General features: G+C 51.3%; 16 protein-coding genes. 2 read left to right on the top strand and 14 right to left on the bottom strand.

The genetic code is table 11. The features are described from left to right. Position 1 precedes the first annotated feature (1 nt). From FHT67_RS24495 to FHT67_RS24445, 11 genes are all read right to left on the bottom strand, one after another. Positions 2–937, bottom strand: coding sequence for a glycerophosphodiester phosphodiesterase (locus FHT67_RS24495; RefSeq protein WP_132309023.1), 936 nt, complete (start codon positions 935–937; stop codon positions 2–4). Between the two features lie 123 nt (positions 938–1,060). Beyond that, complete coding sequence (locus FHT67_RS24490; protein ID WP_167201617.1) at positions 1,061–2,728, bottom strand: thiamine pyrophosphate-binding protein; 1,668 nt, start codon at positions 2,726–2,728, stop codon at positions 1,061–1,063. Positions 2,729–2,754: 26 nt separating this feature from the next. Beyond that, the gene (locus FHT67_RS24485) at positions 2,755–4,545 is read right to left on the bottom strand and encodes a GAF domain-containing sensor histidine kinase (protein WP_132309019.1); all 1,791 of its coding nucleotides are present in this window, start codon (positions 4,543–4,545) and stop codon (positions 2,755–2,757) included. Between the two features lie 22 nt (positions 4,546–4,567). Further along, complete coding sequence (locus tag FHT67_RS24480) at positions 4,568–5,464, bottom strand: GGDEF domain-containing response regulator (RefSeq protein ID WP_167201616.1); 897 nt, start codon at positions 5,462–5,464, stop codon at positions 4,568–4,570. A gap of 21 nt (positions 5,465–5,485) precedes the next feature. Next, the gene (locus tag FHT67_RS24475; RefSeq protein ID WP_208403530.1) at positions 5,486–6,412 is read right to left on the bottom strand and encodes an HD-GYP domain-containing protein; all 927 of its coding nucleotides are present in this window, start codon (positions 6,410–6,412) and stop codon (positions 5,486–5,488) included. 243 nt (positions 6,413–6,655) lie between these two features. After that, the gene (locus FHT67_RS24470) at positions 6,656–7,330 is read right to left on the bottom strand and encodes a DUF4166 domain-containing protein (RefSeq protein ID WP_132309014.1); all 675 of its coding nucleotides are present in this window, start codon (positions 7,328–7,330) and stop codon (positions 6,656–6,658) included. Then, positions 7,327–8,244 carry a DoxX-like family protein gene (locus FHT67_RS24465; protein ID WP_167201614.1) on the bottom strand — a complete coding sequence of 306 codons (918 nt, stop codon included), beginning with the start codon at positions 8,242–8,244 and terminating at the stop codon, positions 7,327–7,329. Before FHT67_RS24465 ends, FHT67_RS24470 begins: the two co-directional genes overlap by 4 nt. Before the next feature lie 159 nt (positions 8,245–8,403). Beyond that, positions 8,404–9,033: a response regulator transcription factor gene (locus FHT67_RS24460; RefSeq protein ID WP_132309010.1), complete on the bottom strand. Its 630-nt coding sequence runs from the start codon at positions 9,031–9,033 to the stop codon at positions 8,404–8,406. Between the two features lie 15 nt (positions 9,034–9,048). Further along, positions 9,049–10,371 carry a sensor histidine kinase gene (locus FHT67_RS24455; protein ID WP_167201613.1) on the bottom strand — a complete coding sequence of 441 codons (1,323 nt, stop codon included), beginning with the start codon at positions 10,369–10,371 and terminating at the stop codon, positions 9,049–9,051. Between the two features lie 3 nt (positions 10,372–10,374). Further along, on the bottom strand, positions 10,375–11,436 hold the full coding sequence (locus tag FHT67_RS24450) for a M42 family metallopeptidase (RefSeq protein ID WP_167201612.1): 1,062 nt from the start codon (positions 11,434–11,436) through the stop codon (positions 10,375–10,377). A gap of 17 nt (positions 11,437–11,453) precedes the next feature. Then, positions 11,454–12,011, bottom strand: a complete 558-nt coding sequence (locus tag FHT67_RS24445) for a GNAT family N-acetyltransferase (protein ID WP_132309006.1) — start codon at positions 12,009–12,011, stop codon at positions 11,454–11,456. Between the two features lie 147 nt (positions 12,012–12,158). Here FHT67_RS24445 and FHT67_RS24440 point away from each other — a divergent pair, with 147 nt between their 5' ends. Then, positions 12,159–13,376, top strand: coding sequence for a chloride channel protein (locus FHT67_RS24440; RefSeq protein WP_167201611.1), 1,218 nt, complete (start codon positions 12,159–12,161; stop codon positions 13,374–13,376). A 169-nt stretch (positions 13,377–13,545) separates the two neighbouring features. Here FHT67_RS24440 and FHT67_RS24435 read toward each other — a convergent pair whose 3' ends face one another. Further along, on the bottom strand, positions 13,546–14,424 hold the full coding sequence (locus FHT67_RS24435; protein WP_132309003.1) for a radical SAM/SPASM domain-containing protein: 879 nt from the start codon (positions 14,422–14,424) through the stop codon (positions 13,546–13,548). A 100-nt stretch (positions 14,425–14,524) separates the two neighbouring features. Here FHT67_RS24435 and FHT67_RS24430 point away from each other — a divergent pair, with 100 nt between their 5' ends. After that, entirely contained in the window at positions 14,525–14,728 is a 204-nt protein-coding gene (locus FHT67_RS24430; RefSeq protein ID WP_132309811.1) for a hypothetical protein, read from the top strand. A gap of 38 nt (positions 14,729–14,766) precedes the next feature. Here FHT67_RS24430 and FHT67_RS24425 read toward each other — a convergent pair whose 3' ends face one another. Beyond that, positions 14,767–14,970 carry a hypothetical protein gene (locus tag FHT67_RS24425; RefSeq protein ID WP_132309001.1) on the bottom strand — a complete coding sequence of 68 codons (204 nt, stop codon included), beginning with the start codon at positions 14,968–14,970 and terminating at the stop codon, positions 14,767–14,769. Between the two features lie 126 nt (positions 14,971–15,096). Beyond that, complete coding sequence (locus tag FHT67_RS24420; RefSeq protein WP_167201610.1) at positions 15,097–16,407, bottom strand: stalk domain-containing protein; 1,311 nt, start codon at positions 16,405–16,407, stop codon at positions 15,097–15,099. Positions 16,408–16,437 lie beyond the last annotated feature (30 nt).

The following is a 16,437-nucleotide window of genomic DNA, read 5'->3' as shown; positions in this document are numbered from 1 at the left end:
GTCAGTTATTGAGCCACTGGGAAAGAGTATGGCGAAGCAGATAAACATAACTGCTGTTCTGCCGCAGCACTTCGCGGAACCGATCCGGGTAATCCGTGTATATGCCGTCAACTCCCCAGCTCAATGCCCGGTCCATGTTTAATTGATAATTTACCGTATACGGGTAAATGCGAAGACCCGATTTTTGAACTTTATGAACATAAGCAGCATTGATTTTCGGAAAATTAGGGCTGATCCCCGTAGCATATTTTTTGATTTTATTTAAGGAAACGCTGCTGATCCGAGCCGGCGTGTTATACCACATCAGCTGCAGTAATTCGATCCTGTCGTTCATCCGGTGAATTTTCTTTAAGCTCTTGACGTCAAACGACTGGATGATGACTTGATCCTCAAGCCCGTATTGGCGGATGGTCTCTAGCAGCTTTTCTTCAATTCCCGGATTGTAAGGCGAGTCTTTAATCTCCAGAATATAATGGGTTTCTCGGCCGAATGCGGCGAATATCTCGGATAGAGAAGGCACTTGCTGCCTCGCGAACTCTTCTCTTGCATACATCGGATGATGCCGGTTAAACCAGGAGCCGGCATCCAGCTGCTTAATGGCATCAAGGGTCATGGCCCTCACCTTGCCTTTTGCGTCAGTGGTACGGTTAACCGTATTATCATGCATCGCAATGATCTGACCGTCCTTCGTAAGCTGAAGATCAATCTCGATATAGTCCGCTCCCGCTTCAATAGCGCTGCGAAAAGCGGCAAGGGTATGCTCGGGTGCATAACCGGATGCACCGCGGTGGGCAATAATAGCCGCGTGCTTCGCAATCCGCTGGCCGGCCGACACAGCCGGCTGCTCCGCTAAAGACAAGATAAGGATAAGAACTACGGCAACAAGCAAGCCATGCAGCACATAGAAATAAAAGGACGGTATTTCTTTCCTTCGCATTGCTGAACGCCTCCCTTCCCTTGCCCTTAACGTCTCACGGCATTTCCCTTTTTATGCGATTTATCGGCCGGACGAAAAAAAGCTGCCTCCGTATTTAAACGGAAAGCAGCTGTATGGTTTCGATTAATAAGTAGCGCCCTGCAAAAACTTCACGCGTTCGCCCATCGGCGGGATTTCGTTCCCTTCGACGTTAATCTCGATAACGATAGGTCCTTTGGATTGATCGAACCAGTCTTTCGCAAGCTCCGGCCGAAGCTCGTCCAAGGATTCAGCTTGCGCGTACCGGACGCCAAGCGCTTTGGCAACATCCGCGATGCTTGTGCGCTGCTGGGAGAAATCTTCCAGGCAGCGTCTGTACTGCATCATATGTCCGTGATACACCATGCCAAGGCGGGCATTGTTAATGACGACAAATACAATCGGGAGATTGTATTCCTTGGCCGTCAGCACTTCCATGCCATGCATGAAGAAGCAGCCGTCCCCGGTAATACTGATAACCGGTCGGGCCGGTTCCGCAAGCTGAGCGCCCAGGGCACCGCTAATTCCCGATCCCATTCCGCCAAAGTTAATGTTGATATCGAACTCTTGCGACTCGCGGATCACGAGATTTTGAATCGAGTAGGTCATAAATTCGCCGATATCTACATAATACCGGGCATTTTCTGGCGCAAGCAGATTAAGCTGGCGGATTGCGGCTCTCGTATTCCAGTCCTCCGTCCCCGGACCCGCTGCTTCCAATGCGGCAGCGGCTTCCCTGTAGGCGGCCGAGATCTCCTCAAGCTGCTCTTCCTGTACGCCTGCGGTCAGACGGTCGATCAGTTGCCATACCGCAAGCTCAATGTCTCCGTGCACCGGGTAATCGGTATCGAAATTTTTGCCTAATTCCCGTTTATCATGGTCGATATGAATGATCTGTTTGCCGCTGACAAGCCGCTCGTCCCAACTGCTTGTTGCCGACTCGCCTAATGCGGAGCCAACAATCATTAACAGATCATGATTATCGCCGCGCAAGTAATCGACCGCCGAATCATTGCTCGCCAACCCGTATACGCCAAGAGCAAGCGGATGATTTTCCGGGAAAGCGCCTTTGCCGCGAGGGGTTGTCGCAACGTGCCAGCCGGTCAGCTCGGCGAAACGCCGAACCGTGTCTTTAAATTCCTTGGAGCCGTGTCCAAGCATTAACGCGCCCCGGCGCCCCGCTTTCTTGATGGCTGCTGCCGCGGCTTCAATCTCATCCGCGCTCGGCTGGACGGGCTGCGTCTGAACCGCCGTCAACGCTTCCGGCTCGCCAATCTCCGTCATTTGCATGTTGATCGGAATCGTAATATGCACCGGTCCGGGAATTCCGCTGATTGCGGTGTTATAAGCTTCGGCCAGAACGCGGGGCAGATCTTCGGGATTAGTGACGGTCTTGCTCAGCTTGGTGACGGAGGCGAAGATCGGGTCCGCATTCAGCTCCTGTCCTCCGCCCTTGCCGAATTTCGTAGTTGGAATTGCGCCCGTCAGGAAAATAACCGGAAGCTTCTCGCGCCATGCATTTGCGGCAGGCGTGACCAGATTCGTTGCGCCGGGACCGCTCGAGCCCACGCAAACGCTTGGAATACCCGTAATTCTTGTATAGGCTGCCGCCATATACCCTGAACTTGACTCATGCTTGGCTACAATGGATGTTAATTCTGGAAGTTCATGCAAGCAATCATACAAAGCATTGATAGAGCCCGCCGGGACTCCGAAAATGTACTTGACCCCTTGACTGACCAAAAATCTTAATCCAGCTTCGATTGCTCTCATCTTATTCTCCTTCTTAACTCTTTCTCTTATTTCTTAACGGTAAATTTGAATACGGAGCCTTCCCCTTCCGTCGATTCAAACGAAATGATCCCCCCGTGCATTTCAATCAGCTGCCTCGATATCGCAAGGCCAAGGCCTGTGCCGTTAATTTGATTGTTCACCTGGTAAAACTTCGTGAAAATATTTTTCTGCTTCTCCACCGGAATTCCTATGCCGGTATCAATCACTTCGATCGTCATCCCGTTGTCTTCCATGTAAGCCTTGATCGTAATCTTGCCTCTTTGCGGGGTAAACTTGATGGAATTGGACAAGAGATTGAGCAGAATTTGCAGAATCCGCTCGCGGTCGGCCCGCATCGTTCTATCCTCGCCCGCGTGGATCTCAACGGCAAGCTCCAGCTTCTTCTTATTGATCAGAGAATCTACGATATGCGTGGCTTCCCGGATCAACTCTTCGAAATCGAACTCCGAATACGTCAGTTCGAATTTCCCGTTCTCCATCTTGGCGAAATCAAGCAGCTCATTCACCTGATTCAGCAGACGCTCGATTGATTTGCCTGCCGTCTCCAGCAGATCGAGCTGGGAGTCGTTCAGCTTGCCCAGCACTTCCTTGCGCAAAATATCAACGGTACCTTTGACGGCCGTGATAGGCGTACGAAGCTCATGGGATAGCGTTGCGATAAAATCGCTCTTCAGCTCATTCAAATACTCGAGCTCCTTCACCAAGCCCTCAAGCTTGAAGTTCGCCTGCTGCAGCTCCATTGAACGAACATTGACCGAATAATCCAGATGCTCGGTATGAATGGCGTTCGCCAGTGCAGTCGCCGTTACATCCGCAATAGACTGGCAGAATTCGATCTCGCCCGGCTCGTATTCACGGCACTTGTTCATGGTTGGGATGACGACATCGCCAAACACGCGGTCTTTTGCAACAAGCGGGATAAGAAGCAGGCTTTTGATGCCGAACATCTCGCAAGCCCGGTGATCCGGACGCGGATCCTTGTAAACATCCGAAATCGCTATCGCCTTTTTCTCCGTAACAACCTCGTAGAACAGCTTGTCCTTATCAATGCTCAGCTTGATATCTTCGCGGTGCCTATTCTTCCATTCCTCCTCCGTTACGCTTACCGAGGAAATATGATACGGCTCGATCGTACGCTCCTTCTCGTTATACAAGTGGATCCCCACTTCATCCGAGCCCGTTGCCCGTTTCATATAATGGAAGCAGGTCTTTAATACTTCGCGCACTGAGAGCGACTTGGACAATGCTTTCGTCGCATCCAGCAGCAGCTGCTGCTTGTCCACGAGATTTTTCGTGTTTTCGAACATCTGGATATTGTGAATGGCGACGCTGACCATGTTGACGAACGCTTCCGTCACTTCGATTTGTTCGCGGGTCAGATTCATCGGCTTCCCGAAATCATGGACGAAGACAACGCCGAATACCGAATCATTCACAATGACGGGAATCCCCAATATGGACTTGATTTTCATCAGCAGCTTCTTATCATCGTCAATCCGAGGATCAAGGTTGGTATCGTCGATGTAGTCGCTTGCTCTTCTCTCCAGAATATCGCAGACAAAGCGGTCCTTCTGAGGATCAATCAGAAGCTCCGTAATATCGATCGACATCTTGTTTCCCTTGTACCCGATGAAAGTGCCGTCAGGCTGCTTGAGGAAAAATCCGACCAGATCCGCCTGCGTAATTTCGCTTGCGATGGCGTCAACGAAGACCTGCAAAATATCGGACAGCTCAAATTGCGAATTAATCACTTTCGTCATCAGAAATAATTTCTTAAAGCTCTTTAATTCCATCATAAATTTTCACCTATCCATCCGTTTAATAGATCGTGATCTGATTTTTGCCGCTTTGTTTGGACCGCAGCAAGGCCCGGTCGGCAAAGCCGATGATTTGTTCAAAGGAATAATGGTCAGAGCTCTTCGTAATTCCGATGCTGACTGAAGCTTTCGCGCTCTGTTCCACGAGCGAGCCGATTGCAAGTTCGTTTACCGTCCGGATAATCTCCTGCGCGGTCTCCATTGCTTCCTGTTCCTGCTGCAGCAATACGAGAAACTCGTCCCCGCCAAAGCGGAAGGCAAGATCCTTCTCCGGCGAGATAGCCTTCTGAATAATGGAGGCAATCGCTTTCAGGACTTGATCCCCCACGAGATGGCCAAACGTATCGTTGATGTATTTGAAATTGTCCATATCGATCATCAGCATCGCGCCGTAATCGGCCAGGCTAACCGACGACTCCAACAGTACCTCATTTAAATACATCCGGTTGTACAGTCCGGTTAAAGCGTCCGTATTCGCTCTCTCGGACAGCTTTTCTTTGTCGCTCATCAAGCGCTCCAGCTTCTGCTTTTGTCCCAGGGCATAGCTCACTTTCATTTCGAGCAGATCAAGGTCGTAAGGCTTGGTCAAATAGTCAAACGCGCCAAGCTGCAGGCCTTGCAGGATATCCTTCTTCTGCACGTTGGCAGACAAGAAGATAACGGGCGTATCAAATTCTTTCCGGCTCATCCACTGCTTGCAGACGTCAAAGCCCGACATGTCAGGCATCATTACGTCCAGCAGGACGAGATCCGGACGAATCTCATCGTACATCCGTAATGCCTCAGAGCCGCACTCCGCCGTATGTATGCTGTAATTTAAGGCGTTCAAAAATATACGAAGAATCTGTACATTATGCGGTTCATCGTCTACGATGAGTATCTTTTCACGCAATGACATACTCCAACTCTCTTTCCGATTTCATTCACCTGTAGATATGGTTCTCATCGTCATTTGCTCGTCGATGATCTCAAGGAACAGCATAACGAGCTGTTCGTCAAACTGCGTATTCACGTTCGTAATTAACTGCTTTCGGACTTCCTCGACATGAAGGGTGCTTCGGTAAACCCGGGTTGAAGTCATTGCGTCGAAAGCATCCGCCAGGCTGACGATCCGGACAAGCAGCGGGATTTCATCCCCTTTTAAGCCATCCGGGTAACCTCCTCCGTCAATACGCTCATGATGCCACCTGACAATAGGCAGAATGTCCTTCACTTCCGGCAGGTCCTTCAGAAGCTGGTAGCCGATAGCCGGATGCTGGCGGATAACGTCAAACTCGTCATCGGTTAGCCTGCCGGGCTTCATCAGAATATGATCCGGAATAGCCAGCTTTCCAATATCGTGCAGCAGAGCGGCCAGCTTCAGCTGCTCCAGCTCGGACGGACATAGGCCAAGCTTTTCTCCAAGCAATGAGGAATAAAAGGCGACATTATAGCAATGGTCCACCGTGAAGCTGTCCTTCATCCGCAGCGTATTAAACAGGCTCTCGTAAGACTGTTCCTTCAGAAATTGCTTGCGGAAATAGATCTTGTCGATGAGCTGGTCCATATGCAGTTTGTTCATTCGGCAAATTTGAAGCTCTTCGGGTGTTAATGATCGCTGAGATTGAAAACAGAGCAGGAGTGTGCCATACGTTGCGTTGCGTTTAATATGGAAGGGATATATCGTGTGGAAAGACGTCTCCGCAAGGGAGATTCCGTCTATCGTATCATCTAGCCGCAGCGGTCTTCCATCCGGAATACGCTCGAAAAATTCAGCCTTTACAGCAAGCTGCTGCAGCTGGCCGGTATCCACCTGCAGCATGTTGTACGAATACGCTGCCGGCTCCTGACGCTGAGAATCTTCCATTAGAAATAAACAAATTTGCTCGCAGCCGATCGTCTCATTTAAAAAATGACCAAGAAGCCCCATTGAATCAAATATGGAGTTTGAGTTAATGACGCTCTTGAAAAATACCGAATTATGCATGCTTCAACCTCTATTTCTCATGAATACATGAAGCTTTAATCCTTATTTCATTCGACATATAGTCATTTTTTCCTTCCTTTGTTTAGAAAATTTTGTCGTTTCGCGCGAAGCTAATATTTGACATTACTCTCTCGCTTCTTCCCTTAGCGGCTTCGCATCGGCCGGAATATGCCGCAAAGGGATCAATTCCGCCTCGAAGCTCCCTTCATAATGAAAAACCGTTCCCAATACCGGGCTGCTGACGATCACGCTAATCCGGAACTTTTCCCGGTCATCGTCATACCATTCGGTTACATCGGCCGTACCGGTGAGAAGCGCTGGACAGGTAAATTGAATGGGTCCTTCGTAGAACCTCTGATCCCCCGAACGGATTCTGATCCCCCCGTTGCTTGCAGCCGTGATGTCCAGATCTACTGCCAAATGCTGCTTGTTCCCCAGATAGTCCACGACTCTGTTTCTATCGGCACTGTAAATCATCGTTGCGTCAAAATGCCGGATGGCCCGCTTGAACTGAAATTTGCGGATCCAGGTTACCGTCTCACGGCCAAACCCGTCCCGATACGCGTAATTTTCTATCGTGAACGGGATGCCGCTTCCTCCCTGGGGAAACATAATGTGACGAGAAGCTCCCAATGCAAGCGGTATAGCTGCCCACTTGTTGAACCAGATCCGGTCCATGACCCCTTGGCCGATCGAAGCGACCCGATCCTTGCTGCTGAAACCAAACCGCTCCTGAATGCGCGGATGGAGATTATTGAATCGCGCACCCAATGCTTGTTCATAGATGGATCCGGTCATTGCCGCATCTCCCCTTTCTTGCGGATGCAATTGGCGGCATCAGGCAAGTCCCGGGATGTCCATATCCCAGTCAAGCAGAAGCCTATCATGGCCGCGCTTAATACAAAAGGATTAAACGGCTGAGCCAGGAGCGATGGCGTACAAATCAAAGCGCCTCCTGCAAGAGCTGATAAACCGACAACCTGCAGCCGGTAAATCCACTTTGAACGGTGATAAAGCAGCATCAGAAAACCTAACAAAATCTCCGCGGCCCCAAGCCATTTCAGAGCTTGCAGCTCCATTCCCGGGAACATATGCATGCTTTTCATTATGCCTAGCTCTCCTGCTTCCGGAAACATCCACTTCGGAACAAGGCCTTCATAAAACCATAGCAGGCTTAGCAGCCCCGTGCTCAAATAGTGAATCAGCGTCCGCTGCAGGCTGACGGCCGGCGGGATTTGCTTCTCCAGCCACAACCGCAATACATCAAAGCTAAGAGCGGTAGCCCAGCCGAATAAAGGCCGGAACAAAAGGCGGTCGAACCAATGACCCAGCCGGCCGAACCGGGTGGCATAATCGTATTTCGTAAGGAAGGTAATCGAGTCCGCATTCGGGCGGTACTGCCAATACCCCGCTCCATGTCGGATTAAAGAGAACGGCTGCTCCGAGCCAAAGGCCAGCGTAGACAGCCTGACCCCCGTTCCTTCGCGTACCGATGATTTCGCGCGGCCAGTCCCGCTGATCCTAAGCCCGAATCCAATTCGCGTCTCATAAAGAAAGTCTTGCGTGTTCCTCTCCGACTTGCGGGGCAGGTAGTTGATGCTCGAAAACCGCAGATCCCACTGCTCGTGCAGCTCGGCGGTTTGGGTATAAGTCCATAGGCTTTCCATGTCGGCATGAATGATCAGTTCCACGTATATCGGTTTTCGTTTCATGAATTCCAGCTCCCTTCCCCTACATTCTAGGACGGGAGGCTGAAAGCCGGCAGTTCTAACTTTTGTAGAACCCTCCGGCATAAATAGGCCGACTGAACGTATGCTGACGCTTCTCCATCAAAAAAGCGGTGCAGGAGATCCTCCTGCACCGCGATAATATTATTTGGGCGGGAGCAAGCCTTTGCGCCGCACCTTTTCAACGGCTTCCTTGCGGCTTGTTACTCCCAGCTTTTTAAGCATTTTGTTCACCTGATTTTTCAAGGTGCTCTCCGTCTTGTACAGCTTCTTCTCCATCTGCGGCTGCGTATAGCCCTGCTCGATCAGTTCAAACACTTCCCGCTCGGCGGCCGTCAGCTGCCTCAGCTGCTCCTCCCGCTTCAGCCTTGCGTAATCCTTGAGCAAAGCGTCCATCGCGCGGGGATGCTGATACGCATTCCGTATCACATGGGGAAGCTCCTTGTAATTGGTCTTCTCCACGTAGTTGACCGCACCGGCTGTAAAAGCCTGCATGATGATTGATTCGTCCTTCATCGACGTCAGCATAATGATCCTTGCCGGATGAATATCGTTAAGCTCGATAGCGGTATGAATGCCTTCTTCCTGGTAGTCCGTCAGCTGAATATCGAGCAGGACAACATCGAAGTCCAGCTGCTGCGCTTTCTCGAGCGCTTCTCGCGATGAGGTTGCGAAGCCTGCGACTTCCAGATCCGGCTCGCTGTTCAAATAAGCGGACATGGCCCGGATCCAGTCCGGATCATCCTCGACAAGAAAGATTTTAATCGTTGACACGGCATTCTCCTCCCGTCAGCCTAAGCGGATGCTTTTGGCGGCAAAATGAAAAATAACGGTTGTCCCTTCATTCTCCCTGCTCATAACGTCAACAGAGCCTCCGCTCTTCTTCATCACATTGTAAACGTAGGAAAGGCCAAGGCCAAAGTTGCTGGAGCGGTTCTTCGTGCTGAAGAACGGTTCGAATATCCGTTCGAGCTGATCGGCCGCTATCCCTCTCCCGTTGTCTTTAATCCGTAACTGGACGGATTTCTTTTCCCGCTCCAGAGAAATATGTATGACCCCTCCGGTCTCCACCGCCTCCGCCGCATTCACCAATACGTTGCCGAGGGCTTCAGCGAAATGAACGGGATCGCCAATCACTGTCGGGCTGCAGGCATAATCGCCCCGTACCCGGATTTCCTTCTGCTCGAACAGCCCTTTATGTTTAGCCAAACTGCTTTGAACCAGCTGGTCCAGCTTAAACGGCTTCTCTGACAGAACGATGTCCCGCATCTGGCTGTGAATCCGGTTCACCATGCCAACAAGCATATGATCCGAGGCCGACGTGATGATAGCCAGATGGGACAACGAGTCTGGCGAGCGTTCCGCCAGCTCCCTCTTCAGATTATCCGAGCTGATGGCAATTTTGCCGATTTCGTTTTTGATCGAATGATTAAGCTGGACCGCACCGGAGCTGACCGCTTTCATCGTCCCTTCGAGCGGGTCCTTCTCAAAGCGCAGCCTTACTCCCAGCACGCCGTAAATAAACGTGCAGATAAGAGCCACGGACAACGAATAAATAATGAACAAGGACACGTACCGGAAGGCATCCAATTCCGGAGCAACGACAGCCGCTACGTTAATAAGCAGCAGCACAGCCAGTATAGTCGGCACGATTATAAGGGTTGCGATAAAGCGGTTCCGCCGCTTGCGGCGGTTCGTCTCCTTCCATAAGGAGACGATGAGCAAGAGGCACGCGGCGAGGTAGTACGGAGCAGCCCAGCCCAGAAGGAACCGGTAATCCAGACGGATTTCCGGTTTTATCGGCGTCGATAGCATCATCCACGCGGGGATAACGAGCAGAGCCAGCTTCAAATAAAGCCGGGCTCTTTTTCCGGGTACCAGCTCGGAATAAACCACGCTGAATATAAGAATGCCGTATGGCGATAACGTATGGTTAAGCAGCTGCTCGATGTTCGCCCAATCGTCATAGCCATACCGGATCAATACATCCGTTAAGCCGCCTATCGCGGCAGCGCTCAGGAAAAAAGCCGCCCAGCGGTTCATCTCGCTGCGGGGATTGTTCATCAGCAAGATGAAGGCGGCAGTAACCAGCGCGAAGAAATAATAAATCATCCGTTAGGAGACGGACAATCCCAGGTACGCAAGCAGCAATGCTGCTGTATTTACGATCGCGTCGGCGTGCGTCCGTTCCATCGCGTGGGAGGCATGAACGCCGGGTCCGATCAAAGCGGCGCGTATGTTGTTTCCTCCCCGCAGCGCAGCAGAAGCGTCGGATCCATAATGCGGATAAATATCGACGGCGTAAGGCAGCTGATGCTGCTTCGCAAGCTCAATCAATCTCGAAGTCATCTCGTAATCGTACGGTCCGGAAGAATCCTTGGCGCAGATCGATACATCCCGCTCCGTCGTGGACAAATCGTCTCCAATCGCCCCCATGTCAACCGCAATAAGCTCCGTAACGTCGGCTGGCATGTAGGAATTGCCGTGACCTACCTCTTCGTAAGTGGAGAAAATAAGCTTTAAAGTCCGCCCCGGTTTTTGATCGACCCGCTTCATCCATTCCAGAAGACCGAATAACGCCGCGACGCTTGCTTTGTCGTCCAGATGCCGGGATTTCACCCAGCCTTGCGGCGTAATCCGCACTCTAGGATCCCAAGAGACGATATCGCCTACCGCAATGCCCAGCGACTCCGTCTCTGCCTTGCTGGACGTATTCTCGTCGATTCGGATTTCCATGTTGGCCTCGTCCCGCTTCCATTCCCTTGCGTCCGGATAGACATGGACGGAGGTTTTGGTAGACAAAACCGTGCCCTCGTATTGCCTTCCGTCCCTGGTATGGATCAGGCAATATTCCCCTTCAATCGTTTGCATGTCGTATCCGCCAATGGGGGTAATGCGCAGCATGCCGTTCGATTTAACGGAACGCACCATGGCGCCAAGCGTGTCGACATGCGCGGTGTAAGCAATCGCATCCGCCGAATCGCCGCTGCCCGCAACCGTGATCATTCCGTTCCCTTTAGGCGTACGCTCCATCGCATAACCCAGCTTCGCCGCTTCTTCCTCGAGACGGTTCATAATGTTCGTGCAATAGCCGCTGGGACTTGGTATTTGAAGAAGCTCCTCCAGAAATTTCAAGATATATCTCCGGTTTAACGTTTTATTTAATGGATTTTCCATGAATAATCTCCTCCTGCTTATTTCTTGGAATATGCCTTTTCATGAAAGGCGGTTATGTAACGGAACAGCTGCCTTCCGCTCCCGTCCCCAAGCCATGCGTTTTCCTGACTGAGTGGTTTGTACATGGCCCGGTATGGCTCCGGCACCCAGATATAAGAATGTTCGTAATCGGTAATGGTGAACCCGTTCCGCTCCCAGAACCGGATGCGCTGCTCGTTTATCCGGTTCTGCTCCGACTCCACTTCAATGAGAAGTCCGTCAAGCTGCATGCACTTTTGCGCCCATTCTTCAATCGCTGCGATTAGTTGAGAGCCGATCCCCTCTCCCCTCCGCTGCTCGGATACCGCGATGTAATCAATAAGCAATATTTTCTCTCCGCCCGTAAGCCCTGACAGGGCCATTGCTTGTACCCGGCCTTCATCGGCAAGCGTATGGAGAAAACACCGCATTTTCCGGAACATGCCGTTAATAATGGCATCGGGCTTTCGCCCTTGCTTCGGGAATGATTGTTCGTAAAGCTTCTTCGCAAGCGGCCACAGGGAATTATCGAGTTCATTCAAGGTCGTTAACAACATTTGTTGCGATGACTCCTTTTTCGCGTCTATTCATCTAATTTCTAGTGTACCACTTCCGGCCGTTATTGACGTTATTTTCAAAATGTACGATAGTAAATAAATAATTGTTCGCGTGAATTTCTCTTCAGTTAGGAGCTTATTGGATTTATGGCTAATGTTATGAAAACATCCTTCATCCGGCTGGCCGCTGCGGCTATTGTCGGCATTTGCACGGGATCAGCCTCCGCTTTATTCCTGACAACCCTGGAATGGGCAACGGAAACGTCTATGACGCATACCTGGCTGCTGTGGCTGCTCCCCCTTGGCGGAGCGCTGGTCAGCTGGCTTTATATGCAATACGGCAAAGATGCGGCAAAAGGCAATAACCTGCTGCTTGACCGAATCTATGGCGGTGAGACGGCTGTTCCACTGCGCATGGCGCCGCTTGTGCTGTTTGGCACGATTGTTACCCATTTGTTCAGCGGCTCAGCCGGACGGGAGGGCACGGCCGTTCAAATGGGCGGCAGCTTGGCGGAAATGATCGGCAAGCGCTTCAAGCTTAGCGGCGCTGAACGCAAAATCATCCTGCTGTGCGGGATCAGCAGCGGTTTTGGTTCGGTCTTTGGCACTCCGGCCGCCGGCGCGATATTTGCCCTGGAGGTTGCCGCGCTTGGAGCGATCTCGCTGCAATCGATTCTGCCGATATTTCTCGCGAGCTACGTTGGCCACTATACGACATTAGCCTGGGGCGTGCATCATCTTCATTATTCGATGGGCACGGTGCCACCGATTAGCGGTCTGTTACTGGTCAAAATTGCAGGGGCTGCCGTATTGTTCGGGTTTGCAGCCCTGTTGTTCGTCAAGTTAACCCATAAGCTGAAAGCCTGGTTTACGAAGCTTTTGCCCAATCCGATGCTAAAAAGTTTGGTTGGCGGCCTGATCGTCATCGCGATGGTCTATCTCATCGGCTCGAGGGAATACGCAGGCCTTGGTCTTCCGTTGTTGCAGCATTCGTTCGAAGAAGCCGCTGCTCCGCTTGCTTTCTTGTGGAAAACCATCTTGACTTCGATTACTCTAGGAGCCGGCTTCCAAGGCGGCGAAGTTACGCCATTATTCGTGATTGGCTCAACGCTTGGCAGCGCGCTTGCCAAGCTGCTGGCGGTATCCGTTCCCCTGCTTGCGGGAATCGGGTTAGTCTCGGTCTTCAGCGGGGCTACCAATACGCCGCTGGCCAGCTTTATTCTCGGCCTTGAGCTGTTTGGCTTGCAAGGCTGCGGCTGGCTCTACATGCTCATCGGATGCGCAGTCGCTTACTTGTGCTCGGGGGCTCCCGGCATTTATTCCGCGCAGCGTTCGCGGCGTTATTTCAAAGAATTGTGGCATTAAGCACCCTTAGGCCTTGTGTCTTCATAAGATGGAGAAGCAGATGACAGAGAGGGTGCTGACTCTCCAAGACGCGAAAACCTTCACCGGCTTAAGGATCCGAACCTGCCAACAAGTACAAAAACAGCCGTAAACGCATAACGTTCAACGGCTGTCCGTATGTCTGATCCCCTTATTTGCCGAAGCGCTGGCGGTAGCCGCATTTGCGGCACAGCTCCTCAACCGCTTCCCTTCTCGAGAAGCCGTCAACGAGGTTTGTCGCCCGCTCGCCCTCGATAATGTCCGAGAACCGCTGCTCATTCATATTGCCAAGATTGATTACCCCTTCACCGTCGAGACAGCACGGCACCACGGTACCGTCAATCAGAATGCCTGCCTGATTCCGAAGTCCGTAGCAGAAGCCTTTGCCGTCGTCTTCCTTTGCCCTTAGGTCCGGCCATTCGAATTCATAATCCTGATTCAAATAGACGCGCTCGGCGATTTTGACTCCGCTTCCGGGCATAACCTTTTCTTCAATCAGATAATCCAACTCGAATTCACGCTCAATCATCGACAGAATCTCGCGGTTCCGCTGTCTCTCCGCATTCGTCATATTATCCTGCGCCAAATTCCACAAGCGGAACGATGTGATCATATTCGTCTGTTCCATGGCCTCCCGGACGAAGGATAAAACTCCGCCGATATAGCCCTCTTTATCCTTGGAGCCGGCATGCCCGTCAAAGCTGTGAAGCGAGAAATTCATCTGCCGGAGAGCCGGCTTGGACAGCAGCTTATGTTTATTTTTTTGAAGCAGCGTTCCGTTCGTCGTGATATTGACCTTAAAACCCTTCTCGTGGCTAATATCGAGCAGCTCGTCAATCTTGGGATGAAGAAGCGGCTCGCCCTTTAAATGAAAATAAATATAGTCCGTAAACGGTTTGATCTGATCAAGCCGCTCCTTGAAATCTTCTATGCTGATAAATCCTTTTGCGCGTTCGGTTGGTGGACAGAAGGAGCACGCCAGGTTGCAAATACTCGTAATTTCGATATAAAATTTCTTGAATCTCTTCATGCTTCAAAGCTCCATTCTCTCGCGTTGCTAATCGTCTACCCACCATTATACCATTAAAGTCAATCAGGAGGTTGGTTGGATTATGTTTATGCAGGGTCAAATGTCCATACAGCAAAAAGCAATGATGCTTAGGGGTCGTCCGGTCGGCATTTCGCTCCGCAACGGCCAAGGCGTATCCGGAGTCGTCTGCAACGTGCAAGGCGGCGAGGTTTACGTCATGCAATATATGTACGCCACGCAGTTCGCTACCTTCCATTACAGCCTTAACGACATTAACGATATATTGCCGTTTCCGGCCTGCTAGCAAAAAAACCGCGAATTACGCGGTTTTTTGTGCTAGCCTCAGCGGACAATGACGGCAATGATTTTGTTCAGGGCCACATAAATCTTCGCGTGAAACGCTTTGAGTACGACGACTCCTTTTTTCACGGCCACGACGCGTCCTACAATCTCTTCGCCGGAAACCGTTTTAAGCACGACAAGCTTAGCTTTCTTTTTCGCGGCCTCCAGAACCTCAGGAATTTCAATCGGAAACAGCACTCCCAAGGCGATCCCCCCTTTCCTTTCAGCTACTCTAGTAATATGAGAATGATAGGATAGGGTTCGGGCTCTCCGAAAAAAACAGCGGCAGAACCGGATAGACATCCATTCTGCCGCTGATTGGCCGTAAGACTATTCTTTTATAACGGATTTATTAATGGCCGGAATCATATCGGGCGAATATTTGCTGTACAAGCCGAGGCGCCATAATGCCGCGCCTTTCAACTGATAACGCTTGGCAAGGCCAAGCTTGTCGTCAATCGACTGCGGAGTTTCCGCACTCAAATCGATGCCAAGCAGTAGCTTCGATTTGGGCACGCCGGCTTTTAGAGCCAGTTGAATGGCTTCATTTACCTTATTATTCGGATTCGGCACTTGAGCCGCCGTCCCGGAAGGATTGTATTTATAGGCCATCAGAACAAGGTCGTCCGCCAGGCTGGCCAGCGTCTTGTAATCATAGCCTTGATAAGCGCTGTTTGGCGCATGCACGACAAGAGACAAGGCTATACCCTGCGGGAGTGCATCCTTCAGCTGCTTCACGTACCCGTTAAGCAGCTTCTGCTGCTCAATCTTGTCCATTTGGAAGCCAAGCCCTTCAAAATCCAGGACAACGCCGCCAAAGCCGTAATCCGAAATTGCTTTTGTTATGCCGCTGATTGAATTGGCCCGAAGCGTCTCGCTGCCCATCATCGTCGTCAGTTCGTTTTGCCCGTCAAGGGAATAGACCATCAAGTAAGGCTTGATCGATTTGTTCGCAGCATCGCTTACTAGCGATTGCGGCGTGATATCGCCGCTAGGCTCCGGAACCCGGTATTCGGTGCCCTCGAGCGTAAAGTTGCCGTCGCGGTCGATCCGGCTCCAGCCGTATGCAACGGAGTTCGCGGAATTGACCAGCTCCCGCTCCGCGAACGAGGATAACGCGTAGAATGTGCGCAGATGCATCGCTTTTTGCGGCGATTTGATCGTTACGGTATTGGTTGACTGGCTCCAGCCAACCTGAGCGCCGAATTGGGTGCTGAAAAAGCTTAACGGAATAAGCACGCGATTATTTCGCATCATTGGCGCAGCCGGCAGGTTTACGTTTGTCCCGTTTACGACGGCAGTCCCGCTGCCAAGCTTCATGGAAAGCTTTACCGCTTTGCCTTGCTTGGAGCCTTCCGCGGTAACGGTCTGCGTCTTCTCGTCCCAGACGACCTTCTGAAGGCCAAGCGCTTCGCCGATGGTACGGAACGGAACAAAAGTAACGCCTTTTACGATAATTGGCGGACTATCGAAAGGCAGCTCTACATCGTCTAATAGAATCGTGGTCTTCGCAGGTACGGCCGACGTCGCCGTAGCCGTCACGGCAGCCGCGGACTCGGCTTTCCCTTCTGCAACACCGCTCGTTAACAAGGCAAGAGCCAGTACGGCCGCGGCTGATTTGATTCCCCATTGATTAATCATCTAAAACCTCCCATGCTCTACCCTGATTCT

It is taken from the genome of Paenibacillus sp. BK720, from assembly GCF_011761545.1.
GTDB lineage: Bacteria > Bacillota > Bacilli > Paenibacillales > Paenibacillaceae > Pristimantibacillus.
The sequence above is the reverse complement of the archived record's forward strand: the minus strand, read 5'-3'. Positions and strand labels throughout refer to the sequence as shown.